Raw genomic sequence first — 1,349 nt, 5'->3', positions numbered from 1 at the left:
GCTGGATGGCCTTGCAAGACCCCAAGACGCTGCAGGGAGACAACAAGGTTTTTTACACCACCGGACGGCTGACCAGCGAAATGGTCATCAAGTCGGCGCAAATGGGCGTGCCGGTGGTGGTCTCGCGCAGCGGCATCACCCAGATGGGCCTGGAAGTGGCCCAGCGCGTGGGCCTGTGCGCGATAGGGCGCGCCACCAACCGGCGCTTTCTTTGCTACACCAACAGCCAGTGCCTGCACCTGGACGCGCCACCCGAGGCCGTGCCGCTGACCGGTGAACGCGGCCCGGGACTGGTGCGCGCCGCTTGATTCTGGGTGGTTGCGGCCCGCATCGGGCATAAACTCCGGGGATGGCGGGCGATCTGTTGCACCGCCGCGTTGGCCTGCTTCCAGGCCGCACCGTCTATTGAAAGCCACCCCTCCATGAGCGCTACCGTCCACGTCATCGACCACCCCCTGGTGCAGCACAAGCTCACGCTGATGCGCCGCAAAGACACCAGCACCAAGAGCTTTCGCGAGCTGGTGCACGAGCTCAGCGCCTTGCTGGCCTACGAGATCACGCGCGATATGCCGATGCAGGAAATCGAAATCGAGACACCGCTGGAGACGATGACTTCGCGCGTCATCGACGGCAAGAAGCTGGTGCTGGCTTCCATCCTGCGGGCAGGCAACGGATTCCTGGACGGCATGCTGCAAGTGGTGCCCGGCGCACGCGTCGGCCACATCGGCCTGTACCGCGACCCGACCACGCTCAAGGCGGTTGAGTATTACTTCAAGATGCCGCAAGACATGCAGGAGCGCGACGTGATCGTGCTCGACCCCATGCTGGCCACCGGCAATTCGGCGGTGATGGCGGTGGACCGCCTGAAGCAGACCGGTCCCAAATCGATCCGCTTCGTGTGCCTGGTGTCTTGCCCAGAGGGCATAAAAAATTTCCACAACCACCACCCCGATGTGCCGATCTACACCCCGGCGGTGGACCGGGGTCTGAACGAACACGGTTACATCGTTCCCGGCCTGGGCGATGCGGGCGACCGCATTTTTGGGACGAAGTAAACCCAGCCCCGCGCCGCGCTTTCAGTGCGTCACCCCCTCAAGGGGGCAACACCTGTGGCCCGTCCTGAGCTTGACGAGGGGCGGTTCCACGGTGTTTCTGGCCTACAGCATTGCGCTTCGGAAGTGACTGGAAACACCCGCTGCGCGCAGGGGCACGGTGCAACAACCGGCCATCCTCAAAGTCCGGCGCGGGCAAGAGCTGGCCGGATGCGCTAAGGTTGCGCGATGCAACACATTCCCCCTTCTTTCTGGCAGCTTGGCTGGCGATCTTTGTTGCGCGACTGGCGCGCTGGC

Annotated in this window: 2 protein-coding genes; both read left to right on the top strand. The window is 63.8% G+C overall.

Going from position 1 to position 1,349, the window contains the following annotated elements; all coding sequences use genetic code 11:
• A partial coding sequence (locus ABYB95_RS23550; RefSeq protein WP_372662822.1) for a formate dehydrogenase accessory sulfurtransferase FdhD occupies positions 1-308 on the top strand: 308 nt, incomplete at its 5' end.
• A gap of 114 nt (positions 309-422) precedes the next feature.
• A complete protein-coding gene (gene upp / locus ABYB95_RS23545) occupies positions 423-1,055 on the top strand; it encodes a uracil phosphoribosyltransferase (RefSeq protein ID WP_372662819.1) in 633 nt (210 codons plus the stop codon).
• Positions 1,056-1,349: the final 294 nt, after the last annotated feature.

It is taken from the genome of Hydrogenophaga sp. (assembly GCF_041633695.1).
Lineage (GTDB): Bacteria > Pseudomonadota > Gammaproteobacteria > Burkholderiales > Burkholderiaceae_C > Hydrogenophaga.
Note: the sequence above shows the minus strand (reverse complement) of the source record. Positions and strands in the feature narration are given on the sequence as shown.